Origin of the sequence: Pseudoalteromonas sp. 2CM36K (genome assembly GCF_023161865.1) — a bacterium.
In the GTDB taxonomy this organism is placed as follows: Bacteria; Pseudomonadota; Gammaproteobacteria; order Enterobacterales; family Alteromonadaceae; genus Pseudoalteromonas; species Pseudoalteromonas tetraodonis.
Genome location: NZ_JALNTK010000001.1, coordinates 102,718 through 126,440 on the forward strand (window position 1 = coordinate 102,718; position 23,723 = coordinate 126,440).

A 23,723-nucleotide genomic window follows, 5' to 3' on the forward strand; every position below is an offset into this window, starting at 1 on the left:
ATCATGGATATTTTCTTAGGCGTTGGTGTTTTCATCGCTATCGTTGTAATACTAGTTTTAATCATCATTGGTGCTAAATCTAAGCTAGTTGCAAGCGGTGACATCATCATCGGTATTAATGGCGATCCAGACAAAGCCATTAAAACATCAGCGGGTAGTAAGCTTTTAGGTGCACTATCTGAATCAGGTATTTTCGTATCTTCTGCATGTGGTGGCGGTGGCTCTTGTGGTCAGTGTCGCGTTCACATTAAAGAAGGTGGCGGTGATATTCTGCCAACTGAACTTGACCACATCTCTAAAGGTGAGGCACGTGAAGGTTGTCGTTTAGCGTGTCAGGTTAATGTTAAAAATGACATGGAAATTGAACTTGAAGAGTCAATTTTCGGTGTTAAAAAATGGGATTGTGAAGTTATCTCTAACGATAACAAAGCAACGTTCATCAAAGAACTTAAGCTACAAATTCCAGATGGCGAGTCAGTGCCGTTCCGTGCGGGTGGTTACATCCAAATCGAAGCGCCAGCTCACCATGTTAAATACGCTGATTTCGATATTCCTGAAGAGTATCGTGGCGATTGGAACCATTTTGGTTTCTTCGACCTGGAGTCAAAAGTAGACGAAGAAACAATTCGTGCTTACTCAATGGCTAACTACCCAGAAGAAGAAGGCATTATTATGCTTAACGTGCGTATCGCTACGCCGCCGCCAAGAAACTTGAGCCTACCATGTGGTAAAATGTCTTCGTATATTTGGTCACTTAAAGAAGGCGATAAAGTAACTATTTCTGGTCCATTTGGTGAGTTCTTCGCTAAAGACACAGACGCTGAAATGGTATTCGTAGGTGGTGGTGCAGGTATGGCACCAATGCGTTCACATATCTTTGACCAACTTAAGCGTTTAAACTCTAAGCGTAAAATTAGTTTCTGGTATGGTGCGCGTTCTAAGCGTGAAATGTTCTATGTTGAAGATTTTGACGGCCTAGCTGAGCAAAACGAAAACTTCGTTTGGCACACAGCGCTTTCAGATCCGCAACCAGAAGATAACTGGGAAGGCTACACAGGCTTTATCCATAACGTGTTATTTGAGAACTATCTTAAAGATCACGAAGCGCCTGAAGATTGTGAGTTCTACATGTGTGGTCCTCCAATGATGAATGCGGCAGTTATCTCTATGCTTAAAGATTTAGGTGTAGAAGACGAAAACATCTTATTAGATGATTTCGGTGGCTAATACCCAAACTAAATAAATTTAGTTAAAATACCAGCCTCATAGCACTAAGTGTTATGAGGCTTTTTTATATCAACTGACTGAGTTTGGCTTTACCGCTGATTTTAGTTGATACTCTATTTAACCTTTATAAGTAGGCTATTATGAATCGATTAAGCACAGTTAAAGGCGTGGTAGCCTTATTTTTAATCATATCCACGTTACTTATTACCGGTTGTGGCAATTCACAACACAACGAAGAAGCTTACCTTGAAGGTAAAACGATGGGGACAACTTACCACATCAAGTTTTACGCTGATCAAGTGGACCCTCAAGCAGTACAAGCAGAAATAGATGCGGTTTTAGTTGATATTAACCAGTCTATGTCGACCTATATTGAGGATTCAGAAATAAACATCTTTAACCGTTTAGGTGCTAATCAAGTAATGCCAATTAGTGATGATTTTAGAGCGGTTATTGCAGAATCTATACGAATTGGTGATTCAACTAAAACACTCGATGTGACTATGGGACCGCTAATTGATTTATGGGGGTTTGGTCCTGATAAAAAACCAACAAAGCGCCCAACGGATGAAGCACTGGCAAATATGGTCAGTAACATTGGTATAGATAAGCTGGTCCTTAATGAGCAAGGGTTAGCTAAAACAGTTGCTGATTTAGAGTTGTCGTTTTCAGCTACAGCAAAAGGCTACGGTATTGATAAAGTGGCTGAGCTATTGCAAAGCAAAGGCATTACAGATTACATGGTTGAGATTGGCGGGGAGCTACGTATTGCTGGTACAAAACCAGACAATCAAGCATGGCGAATAGCAATCGAACAACCTGATGCAAATCCGGGCGAGCGCAAAGTACACCGCGTATTAACACCGGGTAATAATGGCATTGCCACCTCAGGCGACTATAGAATATTTTATACTATGGATGGCGAAACCTATACGCATCTCATTGATCCAATGTCAGGCATGCCGATTAAGCACGACTTAGTCTCTGTTACAGTTTTACACCCAAGCGCAATGACGGCGGACGGTTTAGCGACTGCTTTAACGGTAATGGGCATGGAAAAGGCACAACGTTATGCGCAGCAGCATGATTTACCTGTGTATCTAATTGCGAAATCGGCACAGGGGTTAGTCACCTATTCAAGCCCTGCGTTTAAGCCTTATTTATAGTCTTTAGGTTTATATCCTTATCATGAGGGTATATAATGCAATGAGCTCAGATATGATGTTTGGGCTCATTTTATTGCTGAACAATAGGGGCTAAGCAATGTCACTTTTTTTTCTAACCTTTGGCTTACTTATTTTAATTGTCGCTGCAATGGCGATAGGCATGATAGTACAAAGAAAATCGATGGCGAGTAGCTGCGGAGGCCTAGGCTCTGTAGGTATTGATAAAGCATGTGATTGCGATGATCCATGTGATAAACGCAAAAAGCGTCTAGCCAAAGAGCAAGTATGGAAAGAAAACCAAATTCTTTAAATAGATTTATTTCTGTTTAAACAAAAAACCTCTCGTAGCTCACTACGGGAGGTTTTTTATTTATATCGCCATAAATAAATCTTCAGGCAATAAAATAATCGTGTTTTTATCTTGAACAGAAAATTCTCTTTGTTATACTCATGCCCGAACTTTCAGTAAGTTTTGAAAGTTCTATTGATGCGGATCAAATCTAGCTTAGCAAAATAGTGCTAATGCGTTGAGACTGTATTTCATGTCACTGTATAAGGCTTTACGGCTGCAACTTGTTTTTGTTGCCACGGTGTATACCTAATTTTGTTATTAGTCATTTTAATAGGTTAATGTTTTTGAACTCATTTTCTTTGTTTCATACCAGCACTTTGCTTACCTTAGGTAAGTCAGTGTTGCATGAGCGCTTTAATAAAGCGAAAAGAGGCGTGAGTGTGGCTGTAACATTATTAGTTTTTAATGCCGTTATGTTGCTTAGTGGCGCTATCGAGGATGCCTTTAGGCTTGAAGCATTGGTCAGTGATGGCTTTTTTATAGAGCCATTATTACTGACAATTGCCGAATTTTTAGCTCATCCTATCTTATCGTGTCAGTTACTTATTGGCCTTTGTTGGCTATTGTTCCACATGTTTCCAGCGCGTCGTGCTGGAATAATCCTCCGTAAAGCAGCCTTTGCTTTTAGCGAGGCTAAAGTTCAGCAACCCGTGCAAGCTGCACATGGTTGTCGTGCTCCACCTAGCTTTACAGGTTGTCTGTTTACTCATTAATTTTTATGGGTATAGGTTACACCTGTGGTATCTAATTATTTATTCTTGCTGTAAATAACGATTACTTTCATTGTAGCTTAGTGTTTTTACACACTCTCAGCCAACCACACCTCACCCAAGTTAATTTTTTATTGCGTTATATTAATGTGTTTAAAAAAAGCTGGGTTGGTTCTGCTAGGTGTTTTTTATTAAGCCAGTGGTCAATACTTCATGCTTGCATTCGCTCTGCATTATTTGTAATTCAATCTTAATTAACTTGGGTTTTTATCAAATATCGTTGCTAAATATTTTTGGCAGCTAATAAAAACTCTTTAGGTTTTAGGATAGTCCCTTGTTAATTCGTAACCTTTTTAATATTGCTTTAGCTAGTATGGCGCTGATTTTATCAGGCTGTAATGGCGGGGTACTCGACCCAAAAGGGCAGATAGGTATTGATGAGAAAAATCTGATCATCATCGCCACTGTGCTTATGTTGTTAGTTGTGATCCCCGTTATTGTGATGACTTTATATTTTGCTTGGAAATACAGAGACACACAAAACCATGAAATTTACGCACCAAAATGGGCTCACTCTAATAAGATTGAGGCTGTTGTATGGGCGGTTCCTATTGTTATTGTTGTTATTTTAGGTGTGATCACCTGGCAGTCAACGCAAGAGCTTGACCCTTATAAACCGATAGAGGGTAAAGGTGAACACTTAACTGTTGAAGTGGTGTCACTTAATTGGAAGTGGCTATTTATTTATCCTGATCAAGGTATTGCTACGGTAAACGAATTGGTATTTCCTGCTAATGTTCCGGTTGAATACAAAATCACATCAGAAAGTACCATGAACTCGTTTTTCATTCCTCAACTAGGTAGCCAAATTTACTCAATGGCGGGCATGGAAACTAAGCTGCATTTAATTGCTAATGAGCCAGGCACGTTTAAAGGCTTTTCGGCTAATTACAGTGGTGCGGGTTTTACTGGTATGAAATTTAATGCCATCGCAACGCCAACAAAAGCTGACTTTAACCAGTGGGTTGAACAGGTTAAAACCAACGCTAATAGCCTTACTCATGCCAATTATGTTGAGCTTGCAAAAGCAAGTGAAAACAATCCCGTCGCTTACTATGGCAAGGTTGATGACGGTTTATTCCATACCATAGTGATGAAATACATGCAGGCGCATGGCGATATGAATAAAAAACATCATGTCATGGGTAAACATCAGCAGATGAGTAATGAGCATCAAGCAATGGGTAATCATTCAATGCCATCATCACACAGCCAAGGCGAGGAATAATCATGTCGTTTTTAGGTAAATTATCTATAGATGCAATTCCGTTTCATGAACCTATTATCATGGTTACCATGGCGGTGATTGCTGTTGTCGGGCTTATTATAGCTGGACTCATAACAAAATATAAAAAATGGGGGGTGCTTTGGCGTGACTGGATCACCTCGGTTGATCATAAACGCTTAGGCGTTATGTACATTTTATTAGCGCTAATCATGCTGTTTCGTGGTTTTTCTGATGCCATTATGATGCGTGCGCAGTTAGCGCTTGCTACCAGTGGGGCGCCAGGTTATCTGCCGCCAGAACATTACGACCAAATATTCACCGCCCATGGCGTTATTATGATCATCTTTATGGCAATGCCATTTATGATTGGTTTAATGAATATTGTTGTACCACTGCAAATTGGTGCTCGCGATGTGGCTTTTCCATTTTTAAATAATTTAAGTTTTTGGTTTACTGCCAGTGGCGCCATTTTAATAAATTTATCACTTATATTTGGTGAGTTTGCTAAAACAGGCTGGGTTGCTTACCCACCATTGTCGGAGTTGACCTTTAGCCCTGGGGTGGGGGTCGATTATTATATTTGGGCCTTGCAAATATCGGGGCTCGGTACGCTATTAACCGCTGTTAACTTCCTAGTGACAGTATTTAAAATGCGTGCCTCTGGTATGACACTGATGAAAATGCCAATTTTCACATGGGCATGTACGTGGGCAAATATCTTAATTGCGGCATCATTTCCAATTTTAACCGCAGTGCTTGCCATGCTAACGCTAGACCGTTATTTAGATTTCCACTTCTTCACTAATGAAGCAGGCGGTAACGCCATGATGTATATCAACCTGTTTTGGGCATGGGGTCACCCAGAGGTATACATTTTAGTATTACCAGCTTTTGGTATCTTCTCTGAAATAGTGTCGACCTTCACTGGTAAACGTTTATTTGGTTATAAATCGATGGTATATGCCAGCGGTGCCATTTCTATTCTTGGCTTTATTGTATGGTTACACCACTTCTTTACTATGGGTTCAAGCGCCAATGTAAATGCCTTTTTTGGAGTAATGACCATGGTCATAGCTGTGCCTACTGGGGTTAAGTTATTTAGTTGGTTGTTTACTATTTACCGTGGCCGTTTGCGCATTACAGTGCCCGTACTGTGGACGCTTGGTTTTATGGTTACCTTCAGTATTGGTGGTATGACGGGGGTATTACTAGCAATCCCTGGTGCCGATTATGTATTGCATAACAGCTTATTCTTAATCGCTCATTTTCATAACACCATTATTGGTGGCGCAGTATTTGGCTACTTAGCTGGCTTTGTTTTTTGGTTTCCAAAAGCAATGGGCTTTAAGCTCGATGAGCGTTGGGGTAAAGCATCATTTTGGTGTTGGTTAATCGGTTTCTTCGTAGCCTTTATGCCATTGTATGTACTCGGTTTTTTAGGTATGACACGTCGCTTAAATCACTCTAATAATCCTGATTGGAATATCTGGCTTTATATTGCTGCAGTGGGTGCCGTGATTATTATGTTCGGTATTATTTGCCAAGTTATTCAGCTTTATGTGAGCTTTAAAAACCGCGAAGCGCTTGATGATACCACCGGCGATCCTTGGAACGGTCACACCCTTGAATGGTCAACGTCATCACCGCCGCAGTACTATAACTTTGCTGAAATCCCGCATGTTGATGATATTGATACATGGACTGATATGAAAGAAAAAGGCCTAGCTTATCAAGGTAAATCTAGCTATAGCCCAATTCATATGCCAAAAAATACGGCATCGGGTGTGCTTATTGCAGCGAGTTTAACGGCGTTTTGTTTTGCCATGATCTGGCATATTTGGTGGCTAGCAGGGCTTGGTTTTATTGGTGCAATTGCGCTATTTATTAACCGCGCTTACACCAGCGATGTAGATTACTACGTGCAAAACGATGAAATATTACAAATTGAAGGCGCGCATATTGCCAGTAATACGAAGGAGGTAAGCGCATGAGTACGTTATCTGCAACTAAAGGCCATGTAAATTTAGAGCCTCATAGCGTAAGTCATACGCATGAGCATCACGATACCTCTGACGATACAATCTTTGGCTTTTGGCTTTATTTAATGACCGATTGCCTTTTATTTGCCTCATTTTTTGCAACCTACGCAGTGCTTTATATGAACACCGCAGGTGGTGTATCGGGCAAAGATATTTTTGAGCTTGATTTTGTTGCCGTAGAAACTGCGGCGCTACTTATTAGTAGTATCACTTTTGGTTTTGCCATGATTGCCGCTCAAGGGCAAAAAAAGACGCTGACGCTTGGTTGGCTCGCGGTTACTTTTTGTTTAGGCGCGGTGTTTATTGGCATGGAAATTTATGAGTTCCATCATTTAATTATTCATGGCAATGGCCCACAGCAAAGTGCTTTTTTAACATCGTTTTTCTCATTAGTGGGTTTGCATGGTTTACATGTAACTGCAGGCCTTATTTGGATGAGCATAATGATGATAGAAGTGATCAAGCGCGGTTTAGGTAAACAAACCGTCACGCGCTTAAGTTGCTTAAGCTTATTTTGGCACTTTTTAGATATTGTGTGGATTTGTGTATTTACCGTTGTTTATTTAATGGGAGCAATGTAATGAGCCATAGCGAAACGCATGCTTTAGCGCAAATGCAAAGCCAACATCATGATCAGTCGCATGGCAGTGTTAAAACCTATCTTATTGGTTTTGTCTTGTCAGTGATTTTAACGGCCATTCCATTTTGGATGGTGATGGAGGGCGATTTTTCAAAAGTCACCACGCTTTGGAGTATCGTTACTTTTGCAATCGTGCAAATTTGGGTGCATTTAAAATACTTTTTACACCTTAATTTCACCACTGATGAAGGCAAAGCGAATACCTTTACCTTCTTGTTTAGCGCGTTGATCATCGTCATGGTGGTTGGACTGTCTGTTTGGATCATTTATGAATCAAACGCAATGATGATGTATTAGAGGTTTCAGATGTTTCGCCGTTATTTAGCTGTTACTAAGCCAGGTATTATTATGGGGAATTTGATCAGCGTTGCCGGTGGTTTTTTACTTGCCGCCCGCGGTGATATAGACCCATGGTTAATGTTGGTTACCTTGGTTGGTTTATCGCTTGTTGTTGCATCGGGATGTGCCATAAACAATGTTATAGATAGAGACATTGATGTTGCTATGGCGCGTACTCGCTCACGTGTAACTGTAACGGGCGAAATGTCTGCAAAAGCCGCTTTAAGCCATGGCGTGTTATTAGGGCTAATTGGCTTTGGCTTATTAATCGGCTTTACCACTCAAGCAGCGGTATTTTTTGCCGCCTTTGGCTATGTGATTTATGTCGGCGTGTACAGCCTCTACATGAAACGCAACTCTGTTTACGGCACCTTTATTGGTAGTCTGTCGGGCGCAGTTCCTCCTGTTGTTGGCTATTGCGCCGTTACGGGTGTGTTCGATATGGGTGCATTAATACTGCTGGTGATGTTTAGTTTGTGGCAAATGCCGCACTCATATGCGATTGCTATTTTTCGCTTTAAAGATTACCAAGCCGCTAATATTCCAGTATTGCCCGTGGCGCAAGGTGTTAATAAAGCTAAGCGCCATATTGTGCTTTATATTGCGGTATATGCTTTAGTGGTGATGCTATTGCCAATTAGTGGTTATACCGGTGCTGCCTTTATGGCCGTTGCCTGTATTACGAGTTTTTGGTGGTTACTCATGGCACTTAGAGGATACCGCTACAACATAGATACTACCCGTTGGGCACGCCAAGTGTTTGCGTTTTCTATTATTAATATTACCGCTTTGAGTATTGCGATGGCGGTAGATTATCAAACAATTGCGCCACAATTAGTGGCGCTAAACTGATCTTATCTGATCAGTGAACCGAGTTAATTCCCAAAGTTAACCAAAGGCTCTGAGCATTGCGAGGAGCCTTTTTTCGTCCCTAAAACAAAGCTAAATTATTTACTTAAGCTTTCAGCATCATAAAACATGGGTTTCAATGTGCCACAATTTATAAACTTATAATTGAGCTCATCAGCAGAGGGCACTTCAGTTGAGGTGCGAAACTTTTGTAAACAGGCACCACTTAAATTAACAAACATTATATGATGATAGCTTGGTGGCTGAGTTATTTGGTGAATATAAATACGCTCGTTATTTTTTAGCGTAACCATATCGTACTGTTGCCATTTTGATGCTGGGCTTAAATCAGTTAACTCACGAGTAAATAACTGCTCGCTAAGCTCTATTAATTTATCACTGTAAACTAAGCTACCTCCTTGTCTAAAATCTCCAAGATACACATCTGCGGTAATCGCGACTTCTTCGCCTCGCATTAAGCGTTGAATATTAAACGGCTTTGATTTTACTGTAACTAACTCAGCATCGCGTACTAAATTTAAAAATGGAATATCAGATACATCTACCTTGTACATAACATGCACATCATAAGGAAGCTCAAAGCTTGGAATGTTAATCGCGTATACACTTGAACCTTTATTAACCAACACCATAGCATGCTCTGCTTCATACTTGGGGTTCAATGGCGGAAGTTCTGGTGGCTCTTCGGCATTAACAAGCGAGCTGGTACAAAATATAATGCTGATAAATAAATATACGAAGTAGGGTAGCCGCATAATAACCTCAATTAATTTATAGATATAAAGTGTAGTATACATTTATACATAATTATCTTCATTCATATTTTAGTAAAGCTTAAACGTGATACACACTAAAGCTTTAGTGTGTATCAGTACATTTTGGGTTAGCTATTATCTAATTGCTTTTTTCACTTCGCGCCAGTCAATAATTTTAAAGTTTTGTGGTTGTAGAGGCATGCGATTGTAGCCATCTTGTACTATAAGCATGCCTTCGGGGTAACCTGGCAAAGCCGTTGCTGTAACGGTTAAACCGTCAGTTTCACCTACGCCATCAATGCCTTTATCTAGGTTTGCAATTACATTAAACTTACCTGCAAAGCTTAGACTAGGCTCTTTGTCATCTGAGATTTTATAAAGCACATAGCTATTATCGCCTTGGCTTGATACTACTAAATAGCGAGCATCATTAGCATGATAAATTTCCATACCTTCAACATCTGCCACCAGTTGCTCATTAACACTTTGTAGCTTTATTGCTTTGTTACCAGCGGTAGGCTCTGCACCGATATACCAAATGCCTGCATCTTCTTCACCTGCAAATAGTTGGCCTAGATTATCATCAGCACTACAGCCTTCAGGTTGGCTTGGTAGAGTAAACTCTCTAACCAGTTCACCACTTAAATTACTTTGCTCACCGGTGAGTTTATACTGCTGAAATAAACCTGATTTATCATTAACAAACACGTAATAGCCAGACTCAGAGGAATACATACACATACCGTAAATCTCAGGTAGGTTAGTCGCTATTTCTGTTACATGGTTTACTTGGTTATCACTATCGACAGTAAATACGCTAATGCTATTAAGAGTACGGTTACTGGCTGTGATCCAAGTGTGAGTTTCGTTGTTTATACCTTGATGTTGACGCACATCAACATTATTTAAACGCCCTATATTTAGCGATTGTACTTTGTTGCCAGCAAGGTCATAAACCATCAAGCCGCGACGTTTATCAGTGCCTAAAATTAAGCTGTTTTTAGCGTCTTGCTCATTTATCCAAATAGCCGGATCATCTGCTGCATCACCAAATGCTGCAACCGGTGTTGTTTGTGCGCTGGCATGAAGGTGAGTCATCGCGACATTGTTTTGTGAAGTCGCTGTTTGCGCTGTGTAGTTAATGTTTGCTTGAATGTAAGCGCCTGTTTCATCATCAATTAAAACCAGCTGGGCTTGATTGTCATTAATAAAGCTCGCTGCAACAGACTCTATTGTGGGCTCACCTGCCAGTGACCATTGGCTTAGCTTGTCTGTTTGAGCTTGGTAAGCATAAACCACATTACCATCAGTGGCACTGAGCCATAATGTACCGTCTTGTGATACCGATAGGGCCCCAATTTCACTGTTTAATTCGCCGTAGGGTTGTACCAAAGCCACAGGCTGCTTATTGGCATCAGATTCTGCATCCGCGTTAATGGCCCACACACCTAACTTTGCCTCACCCACATACAGGGTTTTTGTGTCGTCATTTACTGCACAACCTGAAGCCTCTGTGACTGCAGAGAACTCACGTACTGCGATATTTTTAGCTTGGTTAGTGGCTAAATCATATATAACCGTTTCGCTGATCAGGCCGCGAACATCTGGCACAAACGCTGATACAGTCTCGGTATTGCTGTTTTTAAATAAACACACGGCATTAGGCTGAGCTTGAGGCGGACTAATACGAGTGAGTTCATTTAGCTGCCAAGTTTGGCCATTTTTTATAAGCTTAAAAATAACCACATTATCTTGGTTGTTATCTAGAGTTGCCAATAAAAATTGCTGCGCTGCTATTTTTTTCAGTGAAATTGACTCAAAGTTACCGGCGAGCAGCACACTGCTTTTTTCGTTATCGGCAAGTAATAAGCCTTGGCTTTCGCTCGCCATTAGCCATTGATTATTACCAAGTGCAGCAGCTTGTGAGCCTTGCATGTTTTGTTGTGGGCCGAATAATTTGGTTTCAATGTCTGTTTTTTCAATATATGGTTTTGTAACTGCTGCATTATTTTGGGTATCGTTATTACGTGTACAGCCGCTTATAGTAGTCAATAGAAGTGCACTGCCAAGCACAGCTGAAATTGTATTTAGTTTAAAGTTCATTATTTTATCCTTTACTTATCTAGGTGCTTTTCAGTGCTAAAACGTACTTCACCAAGGTGATTTATCGCGCTTACACTGAGAGTTTCGCCATTGATAGAGATACTTAAAAAGCCCGGTGTTGCTTCTGCGTAGCGGGTAAATTCACGTTGTTTTACAAACCGTGCTTCACTGCCACCACCAGAGACAAAGTGAGCCACCTTGCTATTTTTTGGTTGATTGTATTGCAAGTCGTGCTCGTGCCCTGCGATATAAGCGTGCACGTTATGGCGTTCTAAAATAGGTTCTAAAATGTCGCGAAGACCTTGGTTGCGGCCAAAGCGTTTACCACTTGAATAAAGCGGGTGATGGCCAACAACAATTTTCCATTTTGCGTTACTGCCAGCTAGTTGGGTTTCAAGCCATGCCAATTGTGTTTGATAGCTTTGACCTTGGGTTGAGCGGTATTTTTCACGGGTTTTATATTCAGGCTGAATCGGGTTGGTATCTAAAAAAACCATTAACACTTGCTCGTTGTTTTCAAGCGCAAATGTTTTACTGTAGTACCTTGCTGGTAATTGCCAGCGCTGACTTTTTGCTGTGTAGTCAATTTGTGCTTGAGCATTACCCAAGTAATCGTGATTACCTAACACAACATACCAATCTTCAAATGTGTGCGGGCCGTGGTATATATTCTCATAGGCTGATTGCCAAAGAGGATCGTTCACACTTGCCACACCATTTGGGTAAAAGTTATCGCCGGTCGAGACAACAAAATCTGCATCGGTTTGGTACATGGCAATTTCTAGCTGATGGGCCACTTCTTTTTGATAAAAGTGGCCGTTGTGTCCCCAATCACCAATAACCATAAAGTTAAGGCTATTAGGCAACGTAGTTAACTTGGCTATTTTTTGTTGCTGGTATAGCGCATCTTTATAAATAACAGGCTCTTTTGCACTAAGCGATGATGAGCACAGTAGCGCGGCCATTATGAAAGACAATTTAAACATGTTCTAACTCCAAAAAAGCACGCGATGGTTTGCCATTACGTGCTTAAAATGACAATACGTGTGATTAAAATGCGTAACGTAGCATTACTTGAATCACAGGACCTGCTTCTTCAGATTCAAGCTCGTACTCATCAAAGTCACGATTATTTTGATCATCAAGCGAGTCAAACTTGTTGAAAACTTCATCTTTACTGGCATCAAGTAGGTTTGAACCAACTAGGCGAAGTGTTACGTCTTCCCAGCGTTTTTCAACGAAAAGCTCTAAATCAGCACCGTAAGAGGTTGTCACTTCTTCACCGATAAAGCGTCCGTATGCATCACCTTGATTACGGTACGTTGCACCAAATGATGCACGAAGGGTTGGTAAATCTTGGATAAAGCCTACGTTATAAACATAATCTGATTGGTCGTTAAATTTGCGCTTGCCAAAACTGTCTTCAACTTCACTGTCGAGCCAAGAGTAATTTAAGAAGATTCCAGTATTAGGCATGTTCAAGGCGCTTAGAGGAGTTGATAAATCAAACTCAACACCTTGAACTGTGCCATCACCAGTATTTTGTGGTTGCAGTACAAATGTGCCTTCACCTTCAGAGCCTTCAACACCGGTACTGGCAATTTCAATCAGGTCGCTAACGTTACGGTAAAATACGTTTACACCAACAACACCACTTTTACCTAAACGGTATTCATAACCCAAATCGATACCCCAAGAAGATTCTGGCTTAAGGTTTGGGTTACCTAAAAAGTCATTATCAGCGAGCTCTTCTTCAAGTAGGGCGGGGGTCATGTAGTCAAAGTCAGGGCGACGTAAGCTGCGAGCAACAGAGGCGCTGACTCGTCCGTTATCACTGATGCTGTAACGAAAGTGAGCCGACGGTAAGAAAAAGTCATATTCATTTTTGGCTGTAACGCCTTCATTGGTATCGGTAATACTTGAGTCAGTTGACTCCCAGCGCACACCCATCTCCCATGAGAACACATCAGCTTTGTGTTTGATTAATGCAAATAAGTCAAAGCGGTCTTCTTCAAGCGTATTAACGCCTCCGTCTACTGCTTCAAATTCATTGTTAAATTGCGCTAACGACATTGGCGTCTGGCTAAATTGATCCCAGCCAGTACGTGTTTGCTCACTTTCATCTTCAGCGACAAAAATAGCTGTGTCGCGTTCTTTGCCTTGCACAAAAGCACCAAACTGAACTTCTTTCGAGTCACCTAGCAGTAAGCTGTGCTGCCATTGTAATGACCATTCTTTATCGTCAATATCAACGGTTTCTTCTGCTTCCTCAAAAACCATTGGGAGCTCAGATGTATCAAGCTCAACTTCTTGCTCGTAAACTGACTCTTCAAAGCTGGCATAGCCTACTTTAAATTTGCTGGTACCGCCTAATAACGGTAATTCATAACCTGAGTTAATGTTGTAGTTTGTTTGATCAATATAAGCGACGTTTGCGTTATCTGAGAGCAAGTTGCCCCCTTCAACAAGCAATCCTGAGGTTGTAGATGCATCATCATATTCAAAAGAACGCTCGTCTTCGGTGCGGTCGGTATCAACCCACATAGCACTAATATCAAACTTGCCGCCGTTATCAAATACCTTTTCAAAGCTGGCATTTAATGAGGTGTCATCGCCATCTCGGGTATCAGATTGATCTTCACGGTTATCAAAATCGTCTGTTGCGTAATTAGGGTTATTTTCAGGGCTATCGCCATAACGTCTGCTTGATTTTTGTTTTGGGTTATAACGACCTTGTAAATTGGCACCTACGAGTAAACGCCCACCTGCAAACTCAGTACCGTAAACGCCCGCAAAGCTTTCTTTTAGTTCGCCATCATCATAGCGTAAACCACCAGCGCGAATGTAACCGCCGTCTATGCTGTAGCCATCACGAAGTACAATGTTAAGTGTGCCTGCTATGGCATCGGCAGAGCGGTTGGCACTTGATGAACGAATTATTTCTACGCGCTCGATTAATTCTGCTGGAATACGGTCAACAAAAAATGAGCGATCAGCACCTGCGCCCGGAACTTCCTCACCATTAATAAGTACTTTTGTGTAAGCAGGGCTTAAGCCGCGCATACGTGCGCCGTCAGATTCCAGTACGTCAGATAAAAAAGTCACACTAGGAACACGCTTTAGTGCATCACCGGCGGTGAGTGGTTCAAAACGTTGAAAGTATTCTTGTGAGTATTCAAGCGTGGGCGCTAGTTCTTGCGAGCGGTTGCGATAACCAATCTCGCCGTATACCACAAGCTCTTCAGAAACCTTTACTTCAGGTTCTCTTGGCGATGTTTGTTCCTCTGCATTCACGCTAACACTAAATTGGCTCAGTGCTAATGCCGCTACAACAGCATTTAACTTAAATTGTTTCATTGATTTGCTCCGGTTGTCCTTGGTTTGGTGAGCAAACTAAAAAAAGTTAATGACGCTAATGTGACAGTTTTACCGTTAATTCCTGACAAAACGCCAACTTAGTACTTTTCAAACAGACATTTGAGCTGTTTAAACACGGCTTCAGCGCACTAAAAATGGTTATTACTAGGTTAAATACCTATAAATTTTAATCTCAATGTCATATCAATGAGCCAATATGACCCTGACAAACACAGCATGACTAAGCTAGCATGCAGACCAACATAGACTAAAGAAGCCACCCTAATGCGATATAACCCATTTACCAACCATGCAAAATTAACCAACACCATCATTTTATTGTTAGTTATTGCTGTAGCAATATGCGCTTACTTTGGCGAACTTAAGCAATGGCAAGAAATTGCGTGGCTCGATATTGTTGGTGAAGGCGGTATTGTGTTGATGACACTCAGCTGGATAGTTGCGTTACTTATTTCACGCCCGCCAGGCAAAGTAACTACCTTATTAGTGTTAGGTTTAGGTTTGTTTATGTTCTCAGCCACACTCGATTTACTCGATGAGTGGTTAAAGCAACCTTCACAATTATGGCTCACCTGGTTTGAGTCACTACCAGCGCCGCTTGGTATGTCGCTTACCAGCGCAGGGCTTTATTATTGGCATCAAGAGCAATTTGTTTTAAATCGTCAATTGCGTCGTCGTGAAGCGCATCTGCGAGAGCATGAAAAAGTCTGTCCGGTAACAGGGTTATACCGAGTTAACTACTTACATTCACTCATGCAGCAACAACAAACAGAGCAGCAAGGCGGCACTTTAGGTGTTATTGATATTCGTGATTTTGCAAAGTTTAATGCGCAGTTTGGTTTTAGTGAAGGTGATAGGTTACTAAGAGAAATTAGTGATTTACTAGTAATGAATTGCCGTTTGAATGATGTGCTTTGTCGCTATGCTGGCGATTGTTTTATTGTGCTTATGCCGAATACCAGCCAAAGCCAAGCCAAAGAATTACTAGCGCAAATGAAAGCGGCGCTTAACCATTGTGCTTTTAAAGTCGCAAAAAGCAAAGGCGCACAGTTTCAGCATATTTTAACCGCCACCATGGCAATGGATTTAGCGCAAGATCCAGTGCAGCAAACCAGTCAGTTACATCAACAATTACAAAAAGAAAAGGCCCTTGTAGGTGCAGCAGTATATTAGCCTAGATGATAAATACCTCAGCGCGGAGGGAATGATCACTGCGCTGGTGGAGCTTGCTCAAGGACGAGGGATCCCGCTGCATAAATTGCTGCGTGGTACGGGTATTTTTGAGCAAGATTTATATGATCTATCACAGCGCTTTAGTTTATTGCAGTTATTGGCTTTAATTAGCCAGTTTAAAGCCTTAATGAAGAGTAATGATAGTGGCTTTTTACTGGGTCATCAATTGGTTAATGACTTTAGCCCAGCAATGCAAAGTGTGCGTTTAGGCCCCACACTAGGTGCCTCTTTAAAGCAATTACATAAAATACAAGCGATGCTTGCCCCCTTATTTTTTACTCGTAAGCATATTTTCCAAAATGATTTCTATCTGTACTTGCAACCGAATGTAGGTATGGACGAGCCTTTAAAAAATTATTGTTTTGAAATATACAGCGCTGCGCTAATGAGCTTACTAAAAAGAGTGAGAGATCACTACCCGCACTGTTATTTTGATTTTACTTGTAAACGCCCGCGGCATATTCAAGAGTATGAGCAGCATTTAGGTTTACGGGTACGATTTGAACAACCCTATACCCGTTGGCATTTTGATAAACAACTGCTTAAGTGCCCAAACCGAGAGTCGAGTCCATTGCGCTGGCAGCAGTGCATAGCGCAAAGTGAGTTAAATAAGAATGTATCACAGTCTTTTGTTGAGGCTGTGTGCCAGCGCATTTACCGTGATAAAAACAACAGCCTTGCTAACAGTGCTGAGCACTTTGCTATGAGCCCTGCTACGTTTAAACGTAAGTTAAAACAACATGGTGTTAGCTATTCGCAATTACAAGATGAGCAAAATAAACTTAAAGCACTGCATTTACTGGGGGTGTGCCAGCAAGGCAATGAACAAGTCGCGATGCGATTAGCATTTTATGATATTCCTAATTTTCGCCGCGCTTTTAAGCGTTGGACCGGCATTACGCCGAGTCAGTTAAAAATATAATTAAAAACTAGCCGCTTGCTCAATAACAATGCCGTGGCGCTGTGCTAGTCGCTGATGATCTCTGTCATAACCACCGCCAATTACAGTGGCCACCGGGGTATTATTTGCAAGGCAGCGTTTAAGCACTATGTGGTCGCGCTTTTCTATTCCTTGCCAACTAATATCCAGTTTACCTAAGCCATCTTCTTGCCAAATATCAACGCCAGCATCGTATAAAACCAGATCTGGGTTAAGCTCGTGTAATAAAAATTGCAGGGTATCGTCAACAATACCTATGTATTCAGCGTCTTGCATATTATTGGCTAAACCAATATCTAAATCGCTAGGGGACTTTCTAAACGGGAAGTTTTTCTCACAGTGTATTGAACAGGTAAACGCATAAGGTTGATGAGCCAGCATGGCTGCCGTGCCATCACCTTGGTGAACATCTAAATCAAAAATCAGTACGTTGGTTACTTCACGGTTTTGAATTAACGTTTGTGCGGTAAAAGCTAAATCGTTCACCATGCAAAAACCCGAACCAAAATCACTATGGGCATGGTGAGTGCCGCCCGCTAAATGACACGCAAGCCCATTTTTAAGTGCTAAACGCGCGGTTTGCAGTGTCCCTAATGGTGCGGTAAATGTGCGGTTCATTAGTGCTTGTGACCAAGGTAGGCCTATACGGCGCATGGCTTTTTCATCTAGGCGGTTATGCCATAAATCGTGAATATAGTTTTCACAGTGCACTATTTCTAACTCTTCAACACGACCATGTGGTGGCTCTATGATATTGCTGCCAGCAAGCCCAAGGGTTTTAACATGCTGGTATAGCAGCGCAAATTTACTCATTACAAAGCGGTGTTTGGGATCAAAACTAAACGAGTAATTAGGATGATAAACTAAAGGTAGATTGGGATTTAAACTCATATCTGCGTCGTTTAATTATTTTTGGTTATGGTAATCAACTTCACGCAGTGCGTCTATTTATGTTTGGTAAATAAGCGTTTCAAGCTCACGGTGTAATAATGTTTCATCAGCAAGGTTTAGTTCAACCAAGCGCTTTAAATGCGTAATGCTGTTTATATCAATGTTATGACATTTAAGACCAATATGATTTTCTTCGATATGACGAATAACCACCGGCATTTTTATTTCAATATCGCTTTGTGGCAAGGTAAAACGTAATATTGCTTCGTCATTTTTGTTGCCTGTAAAGGCATCGCTTTTAGTAATAAGCGCACCATGTAAAGAAATATCCAAAAGGGTGCATGCATAATGGGAGGTAGCCGTTTCCAATTGCGCCGCTGTAGAGAACATAATACGAGAAAATTGCCGACGGTTTTGCATAATAATCTTATAAAGTTGTTATTTATAATAAGCATAGCTGGTAATGCTTAACACGCCAATTTGCTCAAAGCTAAAAATAGCTTGCATAAAAAAGCCCCGCATAAAATGAGGGCTACTGAATGAACTTGGAGCCACTGGTGTAATATCAGTGACTTTTGTTTTTAACTTCTATTATAAAACAATAAGTTACAATCCATCCTTACCATTTTCGCATAAAAATCGTTACAATTAGTCATTATTTTTCAGTTAGATAGTATAAAGTTTAGCTAAATGCCCTATAATTTTAAAAATAGGGGTAGCGAACATGACAAGATTTGTCTTCTTAGACACGGAAACAACAGGCTTAAATCCACATTTAGGTGGACACCGAATTATTGACCTAGCCTGCGTAGAATATAGGGATGGCAAAAGTACAGGTAATGTCTTTAATAACAAAATTAATCCTGAGGGAAAAAAATCTACCAAGGGAGCTTTTAATACTCACAAAATTTCTGATGAAGAATTAAAGGCCGCACCGACCTTTAAAGAGGTGTCTGAGGACTTCATAAATTTCATAACTGGCTCTCACCTCGTCATTTACAATGCTAAATTCGACACTCAGTTTTTAAATAGTGAGCTGAATCGCATCAATTATCCCAATTTGATTAATGAAATATGCTCTGAAGTTACATGTGCTATGGAGTTGGCGAAGCAAAAATTCAAATTAGATAAATTTATCAGCCAAGATAACGCGTGCAGGCGGTACGGTATTGATATCAGTCAACGTATAGTCCACGCTGCGTTGATTGATGCCAATTTGTGTGCAGAGTTGTTTTTCAAACTGGTGGATGACACCGCAATCCCACTAAAGCGGACCCCACAAACTAAAAAGCACAGAGAACCAAAATTACTGACTATACCAAGGGCGTATAAGTGTGCAGTTGATGAACAGTACATACAGCTTAACTTTTGTAAAAACAGTGAGTGTGAAAATTTTGGTGTTCCAGCAAAGAATCCCGCTAAGTACGAGAATGGCAAGCCCAAAAAAGGATTAAGGGGAGAATATAAGCTTACTACAAGAAAGCGCGGTGAGAACGAATATCTGTTGACCTGTAAGTTATGCGGAAAAAGCTCAGTCATGATCAACAACCAGAGTTTAGGAAAAGAAATCGAGCGACTGTCATCCGTTGGCAAATATGTTGAACCTTCTTGTAACAATACTGGCGATAAAAACACGCCTTTCGGTGAGCGAAAATACTATATCCCGCTATCAGCAGAAGAAAGGCGAGGAACGGCCATTGTTAAGGGACGATGTGAAAATGTCGGAAAAGGTGTATTTAGTTACCCAGAACTATACACAATGTCGGGCAAGACAAGGAAAAATGAGGTCGTCATTAAGGAAGTCAGAAAACCATTAAATGAAGGCGGTAAGCCCGTTTTTCAGCAAACAGAAGAACTGCGACTGGGTTCAAAGCGTGTTAAATGTGAAACGTGCAATTCTCGATTCTATATTAAACTTGATCCTCAGCAGCGCCATTATATGAGGGATAGAAATGAGGCGCTATTTCTCAATTTAATGAATAAAGGGATCATCAATCGTGAAGAAGATAAGTTAGATATTACTGCCAAAGCAATTTATCACAAGATTGATTTTTTCTATGAGCAAGCGTTAGCATTTGATGCATACCATTCGCAAAAAATGGATATGGCTGTAATAGGGAAAACATTGAATTTAAGTACAGATAGATTGCACCACTCTTCAAACTGGACTAATCACAATGAGCCGCGTCCTACACCGTTGATGGTCACCTCCACTGTAGATAATGATACAGGTTATGTTTTTGCGTCTACACTCAATTTCGACTTCGAAAGTGATTCAGAGAACATAAAGCGGGAACATAAAGACAAAAAAGAAAACGAAAAAGATAGCTATTACCGCAGATACGCACAGTACATTTTAAACGATATTGACGTAAAAGAGCTTGTTGAGGACACCAACGCCAATGTCCCTATGCAAATCCCCTCAAAAGGTCTTTTAGTTAACCAGACGTACAGCATGTTAAGTCACTTTGCATTGCTAAAAGAAATACTGACTTTTGCAACTCAGATTAACTTATATGCCGATAATGATTCTGGCTTCAAAACATCCATATGCGGTATTTTTAAGGACTGGCTTGAAAAAGGTAAGTTGAACGCCTTTCAAGTCTATACGGAACGATCTGGTAATAATCAGCTACTAGATAAATCGACTTCAGAACAAATTAAACAACGAGATATAGAGCTTCAGAAAGAATACCCTGAATTATCAGCAGATGAACGCTTGAAACTACTATGGAAGCAGCAATACAACAATCGTGTGACAATGGAAGGAAGTAAGTCGGAATGGATTGTCAGCCCGAATATGCGCTCTCGATTTAGCGGTTTTCATTCATTAGGTAATATTCAAGCTATCGATTCTAACTATGCCACCGAATTACTCGATTCAGCGTCATTACATGGTGTTGATAACTGGTTTCAAATACTACGCAGGCATATCAACTATTACGAGCGACCAGTAACCAGTGGGACTAACTCAAAACGATGGAATGTATATGCTGGATACAATCCTAAGTGGATGATGAAACTAATGGAAATCAAAAGGGTTTATCATAACTACTGCTCAACCAATGCCGATACAATAAAGAAAGATTTTAAAGGAAAGATAAATAAGCCGACACCAACTAGTCCTGCAATGCGATTAAGCCTTGCACGCAAAGTCTACAAGGCACATGATATCTTATCTTTTAGTTATGACTATGAAATGCTAAAAAACGCTGGTAAAGATGAGCGAAAAAGAGGTTTGCCTGACTATGTGAGAGCAGAGTTTAGAAAACTTAAGAATAAAAAGTTAAAGAACTCCTCGTGACTTGATTAGGCAGAATGGTTTAGTCCGAAGTATGAGTCGTAAAGGCAACTGCTAGGACAATGCTTGTGTGAAAGTTTCTTCCACTCAATGAAAGTTGAAGCCGTTCAGTATGAGCCAATTAGGACCGTGAAACCATGCGTCAGCACATATTTGAGTACATTGAAATCTTATTATAACAAGAAGGTAAGGCTTAATGCCTTGGGCAATTTAAGTCTAGTAAGATTTGAACCATTAAACGTAGCTTAAAGCAGTTTCCATTATTAATTGTTCAAATTATGTCACAATTAGCCTCGACTAATACAAGGAGTTGTAAATGAAACAAGAATTAGCCGTAGATTTTGAAACCTTTTCACAAAAAAGTGATACGCCTGTATTCCATAAAATAAAATTTGATGAAACCAGTATTTATCTAACCAAATCATTTTTCTATGAAAGCGGTATACCTAATACGGGCAAGAATCATTTTGGGAACTATAGACTTTTTTCTTGGGCAGATGCTAGAGCAAAAGCGTTTCTTGGTTTTGAACTAGGACAAGAAAGCCCAGCCTTGGGGATTGCAAGTGTAATAGGTAGTTTCACGCCATTGGAAGACGATTTAAGAGATGTTAAGTATGTTTCTGGTGAGGGTAAAGCATACTTTAAAAGTGCGCTCGCTGAGCTAGAAGGCAAGAATATTGAAGAAGAAAGCTCTGTAAAAGTTGACGCTGAAAACTTCATGAAAATGAAGGAAATAATACCAACGGGAGCGCAAGGTAAAGCTATTTATGGCGATGGCGACTACATTATAGATGGGCCAGCGGGGACTGGTAAATCAACTACTGTACTACAAAAAATCAAGTTACTAGAGGTTCAAGAAAAGATAAATCCTACAAGAATACAAGTGATTGTGAAAAACTCTAAAGTGGTGCCTCGATTCAAAGAGTTATTAGCTGCAATTGATATTTTCGATATTTCTATATTTCCAGTTGGTGATTTTATTGCAAGAAACTATTCAAATACACCAAGTGTGGGCGTTAATGAATTATCTTCTCTTAATAAATTAGCTGTTAACGCTTCCGACATTTTCAATTTCGTTTTTGATACGAAGGCTCTTTTTACTTTAGGTTATCAACTTAACCAAAACAATTGGGATCAACTGTGTAATGTTACGAAAAATGACACATCCTTTATTTCTGCTGCTAAGAGCTTTCTGGAAAAAGCCGAAGAAGTAAGAGAAAGTAAAAAAGTTAATTTGAAAAGTATTGCTGACAAGCAGGCTGAGCTTAAAAGAAATACAGATATTGAAAAAGAAAAACTTACCAGAGCCATAATTAAAAAAAACGAAAAGTCTTTGTTAAGAAGGTTGGGTAAAAGAATTGGTTTTAATGCAACAAGTAATGAATCCGTTTTGTCATTAGGTGATGAGGCTAATATTAGAGAGCAACTTAGTAAATATAAAAACAGGCATCAGGAAGCTATAGAAAAATTTAAGTTACGTTTCGATGAGCAGATTCATTTGGCAGAACAGTCTTTAGTCAATGAACTTGAGAGTATCAAAGAAGTATTCGTTAAAGCTGTTGTCAAAACCACAAGAGAGCGAAATGAAGCGGAAATATTAAGACGTTACTTTAATAAAAATCTTTTCCGAAATTATCCATTCCACACAATTATTGTTGATGAAGCTCAGGATGTTTCATCTGTTGATATTGAGTTAATAAGGCTTTGCACGCAAAACACTATTTTGGCTGGAGACGAGTCTCAAACTGAAAATCCTGATGGTATTGGTTTGTGGAGCAACCTTGCAATTGAAAATACTTTTACTAAAAACGACAACCTGAATATTTATCAACTTAGGCATAACTTCAGACAAACCTATGAGCTAGGGAATGTCAGTTATAATTATCGTCAACTTATACTTGGGCGAGGCATTGAAGACATAAAGTCAGATTATTTCGAGGATCAAATGGGCTTTAATAAGCCAAGCTTAAGACTTATATCAGCGGAAGAAGACTTTGTTCACTTGGTAAAGGCCCGAATTAATTACATTAAGGTGACGTTTTCCAGTTCGTTTCCTTTAGTTATTTTTTATGAGAACTCGTCGAGCCTTCAGCGATTCAAAACACTACTAAAAGGGGAAAAATTCACCATATGCAATGATGAAAACTTGGAGTATGCAAGCGATATTTTATTTGTAAATATCTGGGAAATCGCTGGGCGAGAGTTCCCAGTTGTTCTTGCCCCTCTGACTGAATCCACTAGCGCTAACACAATTTATATTATGTTGAGTCGAGCTAAATTTGATTTGACGTTTTTCACAGGTGCGGGAAAAACAATAGACCCATACATATTGCTGCTGTGCCAACATGGCTTAATTAGCAAATGAATTTAAAACAAATAAAACAAGACATTTTAGCCAAATTTGAAAAGTGCCGATTAGTCTTTTGGCAAGATGAATCAATAGTGTGATAGCAACTATAAATTGGAAATAGAAGTTGCTGGACAACATGTT

At 40.2% G+C, this 23,723-nt stretch carries 19 protein-coding genes and 1 pseudogene; 14 read left to right on the forward strand and 6 right to left on the reverse strand.

What is annotated here, in order from left to right; all coding sequences use genetic code 11:
• Positions 1–3: 3 nt before the first annotated feature.
• The 9 genes from nqrF (at position 4) to cyoE (ending at position 8,613) form a co-directional block, all read left to right on the forward strand.
• A complete protein-coding gene (gene nqrF, locus MTN97_RS00480) occupies positions 4–1,227 on the forward strand; it encodes an NADH:ubiquinone reductase (Na(+)-transporting) subunit F (protein ID WP_036979658.1) in 1,224 nt (407 codons plus the stop codon).
• A 140-nt stretch (positions 1,228–1,367) separates the two neighbouring features.
• Entirely contained in the window at positions 1,368–2,393 is a 1,026-nt protein-coding gene (locus MTN97_RS00485; RefSeq protein ID WP_248473313.1) for an FAD:protein FMN transferase, read from the forward strand.
• 97 nt (positions 2,394–2,490) lie between these two features.
• Positions 2,491–2,703: a (Na+)-NQR maturation NqrM gene (gene nqrM, locus MTN97_RS00490; protein WP_010391098.1), complete on the forward strand. Its 213-nt coding sequence runs from the start codon at positions 2,491–2,493 to the stop codon at positions 2,701–2,703.
• Between the two features lie 326 nt (positions 2,704–3,029).
• A complete protein-coding gene (locus MTN97_RS00495) occupies positions 3,030–3,458 on the forward strand; it encodes a hypothetical protein (RefSeq protein WP_248473315.1) in 429 nt (142 codons plus the stop codon).
• 331 nt (positions 3,459–3,789) lie between these two features.
• On the forward strand, positions 3,790–4,743 hold the full coding sequence (cyoA, locus tag MTN97_RS00500; protein ID WP_248473317.1) for a ubiquinol oxidase subunit II: 954 nt from the start codon (positions 3,790–3,792) through the stop codon (positions 4,741–4,743).
• A 2-nt stretch (positions 4,744–4,745) separates the two neighbouring features.
• Positions 4,746–6,734: a cytochrome o ubiquinol oxidase subunit I gene (gene cyoB, locus MTN97_RS00505; RefSeq protein ID WP_248473318.1), complete on the forward strand. Its 1,989-nt coding sequence runs from the start codon at positions 4,746–4,748 to the stop codon at positions 6,732–6,734.
• Positions 6,731–7,363: a cytochrome o ubiquinol oxidase subunit III gene (gene cyoC, locus MTN97_RS00510; RefSeq protein ID WP_248473320.1), complete on the forward strand. Its 633-nt coding sequence runs from the start codon at positions 6,731–6,733 to the stop codon at positions 7,361–7,363. Before cyoB ends, cyoC begins: the two co-directional genes overlap by 4 nt.
• Positions 7,363–7,719 carry a cytochrome o ubiquinol oxidase subunit IV gene (gene cyoD / locus MTN97_RS00515; RefSeq protein WP_013464355.1) on the forward strand — a complete coding sequence of 119 codons (357 nt, stop codon included), beginning with the start codon at positions 7,363–7,365 and terminating at the stop codon, positions 7,717–7,719. Before cyoC ends, cyoD begins: the two co-directional genes overlap by 1 nt.
• 9 nt (positions 7,720–7,728) lie before the next feature.
• Positions 7,729–8,613, forward strand: coding sequence for a heme o synthase (cyoE, locus tag MTN97_RS00520; protein WP_036979644.1), 885 nt, complete (start codon positions 7,729–7,731; stop codon positions 8,611–8,613).
• A 95-nt stretch (positions 8,614–8,708) separates the two neighbouring features.
• Here cyoE and MTN97_RS00525 read toward each other — a convergent pair whose 3' ends face one another.
• The 4 genes from MTN97_RS00525 to MTN97_RS00540 all read right to left on the reverse strand — a co-directional run bounded on the left by MTN97_RS00525 (position 8,709) and on the right by MTN97_RS00540 (position 14,846).
• Positions 8,709–9,386: a hypothetical protein gene (locus tag MTN97_RS00525; protein ID WP_214552340.1), complete on the reverse strand. Its 678-nt coding sequence runs from the start codon at positions 9,384–9,386 to the stop codon at positions 8,709–8,711.
• 135 nt (positions 9,387–9,521) lie between these two features.
• Complete coding sequence (locus tag MTN97_RS00530; protein WP_248473322.1) at positions 9,522–11,489, reverse strand: phytase; 1,968 nt, start codon at positions 11,487–11,489, stop codon at positions 9,522–9,524.
• Positions 11,490–11,500: 11 nt separating this feature from the next.
• Positions 11,501–12,475, reverse strand: coding sequence for a metallophosphoesterase (locus tag MTN97_RS00535; RefSeq protein WP_248473323.1), 975 nt, complete (start codon positions 12,473–12,475; stop codon positions 11,501–11,503).
• A 64-nt stretch (positions 12,476–12,539) separates the two neighbouring features.
• The gene (locus MTN97_RS00540; RefSeq protein WP_248473325.1) at positions 12,540–14,846 is read right to left on the reverse strand and encodes a TonB-dependent siderophore receptor; all 2,307 of its coding nucleotides are present in this window, start codon (positions 14,844–14,846) and stop codon (positions 12,540–12,542) included.
• Positions 14,847–15,131: 285 nt separating this feature from the next.
• Between MTN97_RS00540 and MTN97_RS00545 the strand changes: the two genes are divergently transcribed.
• Both MTN97_RS00545 and MTN97_RS00550 read left to right on the forward strand, forming a co-directional pair.
• On the forward strand, positions 15,132–16,040 hold the full coding sequence (locus tag MTN97_RS00545; RefSeq protein WP_248473327.1) for a GGDEF domain-containing protein: 909 nt from the start codon (positions 15,132–15,134) through the stop codon (positions 16,038–16,040).
• On the forward strand, positions 16,024–17,022 hold the full coding sequence (locus tag MTN97_RS00550) for an AraC family transcriptional regulator (protein WP_248473329.1): 999 nt from the start codon (positions 16,024–16,026) through the stop codon (positions 17,020–17,022). The genes MTN97_RS00545 and MTN97_RS00550 overlap by 17 nt, the downstream gene beginning before the upstream one ends.
• Here the strand turns inward: MTN97_RS00550 and MTN97_RS00555 are convergent, their stop codons facing one another.
• The gene (locus MTN97_RS00555; protein WP_036979636.1) at positions 17,023–17,931 is read right to left on the reverse strand and encodes a histone deacetylase; all 909 of its coding nucleotides are present in this window, start codon (positions 17,929–17,931) and stop codon (positions 17,023–17,025) included.
• Positions 17,932–17,988: 57 nt separating this feature from the next.
• Positions 17,989–18,351 (reverse strand): PilZ domain-containing protein, encoded by a 363-nt coding sequence (locus MTN97_RS00560; RefSeq protein ID WP_248473331.1) that lies wholly within the window; start codon positions 18,349–18,351, stop codon positions 17,989–17,991.
• A gap of 304 nt (positions 18,352–18,655) precedes the next feature.
• Here MTN97_RS00560 and MTN97_RS00565 point away from each other — a divergent pair, with 304 nt between their 5' ends.
• The 3 genes and pseudogenes from MTN97_RS00565 to MTN97_RS00575 all read left to right on the forward strand — a co-directional run bounded on the left by MTN97_RS00565 (position 18,656) and on the right by MTN97_RS00575 (position 23,597).
• The gene (locus tag MTN97_RS00565) at positions 18,656–21,235 is read left to right on the forward strand and encodes an exonuclease domain-containing protein (RefSeq protein WP_248473333.1); all 2,580 of its coding nucleotides are present in this window, start codon (positions 18,656–18,658) and stop codon (positions 21,233–21,235) included.
• Positions 21,231–21,481, forward strand: a pseudogene (locus MTN97_RS00570) (IS3 family transposase); the annotation flags it as partial. The gene MTN97_RS00565 and the pseudogene MTN97_RS00570, both read left to right, overlap by 5 nt.
• Before the next feature lie 67 nt (positions 21,482–21,548).
• Positions 21,549–23,597, forward strand: coding sequence for a UvrD-helicase domain-containing protein (locus MTN97_RS00575; RefSeq protein WP_248473335.1), 2,049 nt, complete (start codon positions 21,549–21,551; stop codon positions 23,595–23,597).
• Positions 23,598–23,723 lie beyond the last annotated feature (126 nt).